We start from the raw sequence: 6,483 nt of genomic DNA, 5'->3' as shown, positions 1-6,483 counted from the left end.
GCCCGGCTGGAGCGCTGCGCCGTGTTCGAGGAGACGCAGGTGGCGCCCGGCGAGGCGCTCACCGAAGTGCTCGCGTGGGGCCCGCACCGGGTGCCCGCGCCGCTCGCGGGGCGCTGAAGCTTCCGGTGCTGGGACTTCGGGAGGCCCGGGGGTACCGGGCCTTCCGGCTCAGGCGTTGTGCCAGCGCGCCAGCACGCAGGTGACGTTGTCGTTGCCGCCCGCCGCGTTGGCCAGGTCGATGAGCTGGCCGCACGCCTTCTCCAGCTCCGGCGTGCGCGACAGGATGTCCTGCATCTGCGCGTCGGTGACCATGCCGCTCAGGCCGTCCGAGCACAGCAGGAAGACGTCGTTCTCCAGCGGATCCACGCGGGTGACGTCCACCTGCACCTGCTCCTTCATCCCCAGCGCGCGGACGATGACGTTCTTGTGGGGGAAGTTCTCGATCTCCTCGGGCGTGAGCTTCTTCGCCTTGAGGTAGTCGTTGAGCAGCGAGTGGTCTTCCGTCACCTGCTGGAGCATGCCGCCGCGGAAGAAGTACACGCGGCTGTCGCCCACGTGGCCCACGTAGGCCGCGGTGTCGCTGAAGTGCACGGACACGATGGTGGTGCCCATGCCCTTGTACTTGGTGTCCACGGTGGCGCGCTCGAAGATGCGGGCGTTGGCCAGCTTGATGCCGGTGGACAGCCGGTTCTCATCGTAGTTGCGCTGCTTGTCCATCTTGAACGGCCAGGTGGCGTCCTGGTCCTTGGACGTCATGCGGAAGAACTCGCCCAATTCGTCCACCGCGATGCGGCTGGCGATCTCTCCGGACGAGTGACCGCCCATGCCGTCCGCCACGACCACGAGGTTCTCCTCGGCGAGCACGAGGTAGTTGTCCTCGTTGTGGTTCCGCTTCATCCCGACGTGGGTGCTGCCGGCGACCTCGATGCGCATGCGTTGGGACTCTTCCGGGGGAGGCGTGAAAACCGAGGGCGCGACGTTAACAAAGCGCTCTGAAAGGGGTCAAAAAGCTCGCGAAGCTCGCGTCGAAGAAGTGCTCCCAGCCTCCGGGTGCGGGCGGGCAGGGGGCCGCCTTTTCAGGAGCCGACACTCTGCGCCGGGGAGAACACCAGCCGGTCGCCCTCCTGGGTGCCGCTGGCCAGGAGCACGCCCGAGGGCAGCTCCAGGACGGACCTGGCCCGGCGGTAGAGGGAGGTGGCGCGCCAGGGGGGAAGGGCGGACAGTTGCTTGACGATGCGCCCTTCCGCGTCCAGGAAGGCCACGTCGATGGGGATGCGCATGAAGAACGTGTGGATGGAGTTGCAGGGCGCGATGTGCATCCCGGACCCCATCGGCAGCGAGGCGCGGCCCATGAGGCCCTGGAAGCGCTGGACGAAGGACTCGGCCCGTTCGGCGCGGTCCGCGAGCAGCCGCTGCCGCGTTTCGTTGGTCACCCTCCAGTGCATGCCCCGTGTTCTATCCCATGCTTGAGCCCCTGGCGTCCCCCCTGCACCTGGTCCTCGTGTCCCCCCAGATTCCGCCCAACACCGGCAACGTGGCCCGGCTGTGCGCGGTGACGGGCTGCCGGCTCATCCTGGTGGAGCCCCTGGGGTTCTCCATCGACGACCGGAACCTCAAGCGGGCGGGGCTGGACTACTGGGACAAGGTGTTCCTGAAGCTGTACCCGACCTATGACGCCTACGTGGCGGAGTACCCCGAGGCCCGGCGGTGGCTGTTCTCCGCGAGGGCCCAGACGTCGCTCTACGGGGCGCGGTTCCAGGCGGGGGACCACCTGGTGTTCGGCTCGGAGGTGACGGGGCTGTTGCCGGAGGTGATGGAGGGGGGGACGGGGACGCCCGTGTCCATTCCGATGCTGCCGGAGCGCCGCAGCCTGAATCTTTCCACGTCGGTGGGGATTGGCGCCTACGAGGCGCTGCGTCAGGTGCAGCTGGGGGCGGCGGCCGGGCAGGCGCCGCCGTCGAATTGAGGGTCGGGCAGGACGGGCTACACTCCGGGGCAGAATGTCCGCCTCGCAGGTCGCCGAAGCGCTGTACGCCGCCCACAAGTCCCGCGCCACCGGCCGGCTGACGCTGCATGCCGGAGGGCGTGAGTCCGCGCTCTGGCTGCGCGAGGGCGACCTCGTGGGCGCGCGGCTGGGCTTCGGCTACCAGAGTCCGGCGCAGGCGCTCTTCCAGAACGGGCTGTTGGGCGTGGACGCGCTGGATGCCCTGTGGGCGCGGGGTGGGGCGGGGGCGCCGGACGAGGAGCTGCTGGAGGACAGCGGGCTGAAGCCGGCGGTGGTGCACGAGCAGCAGGTGCTCGCGCAGGTGCGGCGCTTGAGCGAGCTGGCGGAGCGCGCGGACTTCGCGGCGGAGGCGGTGGAAGCGGCGAGGGACTTCGCGCCCATCGCGGGCGTGAGGGTGGTGCGAGCGGCGCTGGAGCCGACGCCGAGCGAAGCGGTGCCCGCGAGGGTGTACCGGTGTCCTGAGGTGGCCGCGTGCGAACCGTGGCTGACGGACGCGTCCGAGCGGCAACTCCTGGAGACGCTGGGGGCGTTCCGGCAGCCGGAGGCGCTGACGGGGGCACAGCAGGCGTTGCTGCGCGTGCTGGAGCGCGAGGGGCGCATCGAGGCCCTGTCGGTGGAGGATTGGGAGGAGCGCGAGCGGCTGCGGCGCGAGGAGGAGCTGCGACAGGCGGAGGAGGAGGCCTGGAGCATCGAGCAGGCGCGCCGGCGCGAGGAGGCGGAGCGGCTGGCGGAGGAGGCGCGGCTCGCGGAGCTCGCGCGCATCGAGGCGGAGCGACTGGCGGAGCTTGCGCGCATCGAGGCGGAGCGGGTGGCGGAGGAGGCCCGGCTCGCGGAAGAGGCAAGGCTCGCGGAGCTTGCGCGCATTGAAGCGGAGCGGGTGGCGGAGGAGGCCCGGCTTCGCGCGATTGAAGAGGCTCGGCTGGCGGAGGAGGCCCGGATCCGTGCGGAGGAGGAGGCACGGCTCGCGGAAGAGGCGCGGCTGGCGGAGGAGGCCCGGCTGGCGGAGGAGGCTCGGCTTCGCGCGGAGGAGGAAGCACGGCGGGCGGAGGAGGCCCGGCTTCGGGCGATTGAGGAGGCTCGGCTCGCCGAAGAGGCGCGGTTGGCTGAGGAGGCCCGGCTGGCGGAGGAGGCTCGGCTTCGCGCGATTGAGGAGGCCCGGCTGGCGGAGGAGGCTCGACTCGCGGAAGAGGCCCGGCTCGCTGAAGAGGCCCGGCTCGCGGAAGAGGCTCGGCTCGCGGAGGAGGCTCGACTCGCGGAGGAGGCTCGGCTCGCGGAGGAGGCTCGGCTCGCGGAAGAGGCTCGACTCGCGGAAGAGGCTCGACTCGCGGAAGAGGCTCGACTCGCGGAAGAGGCTCGACTCGCGGAAGAGGCCCGCCTCGCGGAGGAGGCTCGGCTCGCGGAAGAGGCCCGCCTCGCGGAGGAGGCTCGGCTCGCGGAAGAGGCTCGGCTCGCGGAGGAGGCTCGGCTCGCGGAAGAGGCTCGGCTCGCGGAGGAGGCTCGACTCGCGGAAGAGGCTCGGCTCGCGGAGGAGGCTCGGCTCGCGGAAGAGGCCCGGCTCGCGGAAGAGGTTCGGCTCGCGGAAGAGGCTCGGCTCGCGGAAGAGGCTCGACTCGCGGAAGAGGCTCGGCTTCGGGCTGAGGAAGAGGCCCGGCTCGCGGAGGAGGCTCGGCTCGCGGAAGAGGCTCGACTCGCAGAAGAGGCTCGCCTCGCGGAAGAAGCTCGGCTCGCAGAAGAGGCTCGGCTTCGTGCTGAGGAAGAAGCTCGACTCGCGGAGGAGGCTCGGCTTCGTGCTGAGGAAGAGGCCCGACTCGCTGAGGAGGCTTGGCTTCGTGCTGAGGAAGCCCGCCTTGCGGAAGAGGCCCGACTCGCTGAGGAGGCCCGACTCGCTGAGGAGGCTCGACTCGCAGAGGAGGCTCGCCTCGCGGGAGAGGCGCGGCTCGCAGAAGAGGCTCGGCTTGCTGAAGAAGCTCGGCTCGCCGAGGAGGCCCGGCTTCGTGCCGAGGAAGAGACCCGACTGGCCGAAGAGGCCTGGCTCGCGGAGGAAGCTCGTCTTCGTGCCGAGGAAGAAGCGCGCGTAGCCGAAGAGGCCCGATTGGCGGAGGAAGAACGGCTCCGCGCGGAGGAAGAAGCTCGGCTTGCGGAAGAGGCTCAGCTCGCCGAGGAAGCCCGTCTCGCCGAAGAAGCTCGGCTGCGCGAAGCGGAAAAGGCTCGGCTCGCGGAGGAAGCCCGGCTTCGCGCGGAGGAAGCCGCCCGGATCGCTGAAGAGGTCCGCCTCGCGGAAGAGGCTCAGCTTCGCGAGGAGGAAGAGCGGCTTCGTGCGGAGGCGGAGGAAGAAGCTCGCCTTGCCGAAGAGGCGCGACTCGCGGAAGAAGCGTGGCTCGCTGAAGAGGCTCGGCTTCGGGCGATTGAGGAAGCCCGTCTCGCGGAAGAGGCCCGCCTTGCGGAGGAGGCTCGACTCGCGGAAGAGGCCCGGCTCGCAGAAGAGGCCTGGCTTCGTGCTGAGGAAGCCCGACTCGCGGAAGAGGCTCGACTCGCTGAGGAGGCTCGGCTTCGCGCGGAGGAAGAAGCTCGGCTTGCGGAAGAGGCTCGACTCGCGGAAGAGGCCCGGCTCGCGGAAGAGGCCCGGCTTCAGGCGATTGAGGAAGCCCGCCTCGCGGAAGAGGCTCGATTCGCGGAAGAGGCCCGGCTCGCGGAAGAGGCCCGGCTTCAGGCGATTGAGGAAGCCCGCCTCGCGGAAGAGGCTCGACTCGCGGAAGAGGCCCGGCTCGCGGAAGAGGCCCGGCTTCAGGCGATTGAGGAAGCCCGCCTCGCGGAAGAGGCCCGCCTCGCGGAAGAGGCCCGTCTCGCTGAGGAAGCTCGGCTCGCAGAAGAGGCCAGCCGCGCGGAAGAGACTCGGCTTCGGGCGATTGAGGAGGCTCGGCTCGCGGAAGAGGCGCGGTTGGCTGAGGAGGCTCGACTCGCGGAAGAGGCCCGTCTCGCTGAGGAAGCTCGGCTCGCGGAAGAGGCCCGTCTCGCTGAGGAAGCTCGGCTCGCGGAAGAGGCTCGGCTGCGCGCGGAGGAAGAGGCTTGGCTTGCTGAAGAGGCTCGACTCGTTGAAGAGGCTCGGCTTCGTGCTGAGGAAGAGGCGCGTGTAGCCGAAGAAGAAGCGCGTGTAGCCGAAGAAGCCCGGCTCGCGGAAGAAGCTCGGCTTCGTGCTCAGGAGGAAGCTCGACTCGCGGAAGAGGCCCGGCTCGCGGAAGAAGCTCGGCTTGCTGAGGAAGCCCGGCTTCGTGCCGAAGAAGAAGCACGCGTAGCCGAAGAAGCCCGGTTCGCTGAAGAGGCTCGGCTTGCTGAAGAGGCTCGGCTTGCTGATGAGGCCCGTCTCGCCGAAGAAGCCCGGCTCGTTGAAGCTGCTCGGCTTCGCGCGGAGGAAGAGGCCCGTCTCGCGGAAGAGGCCCGACTCGCAGAAGAAGCCCGGCTCGCAGAAGAAGCCCGGCTCGCAGAAGAGGCTCGGCTTCGCGCGGAGGAAGAGGCTCGTCTCGCTGAAGAGGCCCGTCTCGCGGAAGAGGCCCGACTCGCAGAAGAGGCTCGGCTTCGCGCGGAGGAAGAGGCTCGTCTCGCTGAAGAGGCCCGTCTCGCGGAAGAGGCTCGACTGGCCGAAGAGGCTCGGCTTCGCGCGGAGGAAGAGGCCCGTCTCGCTGAAGAGGCCCGGCTGGCGGAACAGGCCCGTCTCGCCGAAGGAGCCCGTCTCGCCGAAGAGGCCCGTCTTCGCGCGGCGGAAGAGGCCCGTCTCGCTGAAGAAGCCCGTCTCGCCGAAGAGGCCCGTCTTCGCGCGGCGGAAGAGGCCCGTCTCGCTGAAGAGGCCCGTCTCGCTGAAGAGGCCCGACTCACAGAAGAGGCTCGGCTCGCTGAAGAAGCTCGGCTTCGCGCGGAGGAAGAGGCCCGTCTCGCGGAAGAGGCCCGGCTTGCGGAGGAAGCCCGGCTTCGTGCCGAAGAAGCCCGGATCGCCGAAGAGGCTCGACTCGCGGAAGAGGCTCGACTCGCGGAAGAGGCTCGACTGGCCGAAGAGGCTCGGCTCGCGGAAGAGGCTCGACTGGCCGAAGAGGCTCGGCTCTCGGAAGAGGCCCGGCTTCGCGCAGCGGAAGAGGCTCGACTGGCCGAAGAGGCCCGGCTCGCGGAAGAGGCCCGTCTTCGCGCAGCGGAAGAGGCCCGGCTCGCGGAGGAGGCCCGGCTTCGTGCGGAGGAATCCGCCAGGATCGCCGAAGAGATCCGCCTCGCGGAAGAAGCTCAGCTCCGTGAGGAAGAAGCCCGCCTCGCCGAAGAGGCCCGGCTCCTCGCCGAAGCGGAAGCCGAAGCCCAACGCGCCGAAGCGCTGCGACACGCCGAACTCCAGCGTCTCGCGGAAGAAGCCCGCCAGGCCGAACTCCAGCGCCTCGCCGAACAGGCCCGCGCCGCCGAAGCCGCCCGGCTCGCGGAACAGGCCCGCCGTCCCCCCGCCC

General features: G+C 70.1%; 4 protein-coding genes and 1 pseudogene. 3 read left to right on the top strand and 2 right to left on the bottom strand.

Features of this window, described 5'->3' with window-relative positions; all coding sequences use genetic code 11:
- A pseudogene (locus D7V97_RS38190) lies at positions 1-117 on the top strand (nucleotidyltransferase); the annotation flags it as partial.
- A gap of 51 nt (positions 118-168) precedes the next feature.
- Here the strand turns inward: D7V97_RS38190 and D7V97_RS38185 are convergent.
- Together D7V97_RS38185 and D7V97_RS38180 are read right to left on the bottom strand one after the other, a co-directional pair.
- Positions 169-933: a Stp1/IreP family PP2C-type Ser/Thr phosphatase gene (locus D7V97_RS38185; RefSeq protein WP_120615514.1), complete on the bottom strand. Its 765-nt coding sequence runs from the start codon at positions 931-933 to the stop codon at positions 169-171.
- A gap of 143 nt (positions 934-1,076) precedes the next feature.
- On the bottom strand, positions 1,077-1,445 hold the full coding sequence (locus D7V97_RS38180) for a DUF192 domain-containing protein (protein ID WP_120615513.1): 369 nt from the start codon (positions 1,443-1,445) through the stop codon (positions 1,077-1,079).
- Between the two features lie 17 nt (positions 1,446-1,462).
- Between D7V97_RS38180 and D7V97_RS38175 the strand changes: the two genes are divergently transcribed.
- Positions 1,463-1,966, top strand: coding sequence for a tRNA (cytidine(34)-2'-O)-methyltransferase (locus tag D7V97_RS38175; RefSeq protein ID WP_120615515.1), 504 nt, complete (start codon positions 1,463-1,465; stop codon positions 1,964-1,966).
- Between the two features lie 34 nt (positions 1,967-2,000).
- Positions 2,001-6,483 (top strand): DUF4388 domain-containing protein (locus tag D7V97_RS38170; RefSeq protein WP_147445148.1); only part of this gene is annotated, 4,483 nt, incomplete at its 3' end.

This window comes from Corallococcus sp. CA053C, assembly GCF_003611675.1.
Taxonomy (GTDB): Bacteria; Myxococcota; Myxococcia; order Myxococcales; family Myxococcaceae; genus Corallococcus.
The sequence above is the reverse complement of the archived record's forward strand: the minus strand, read 5'-3'. Positions and strand labels throughout refer to the sequence as shown.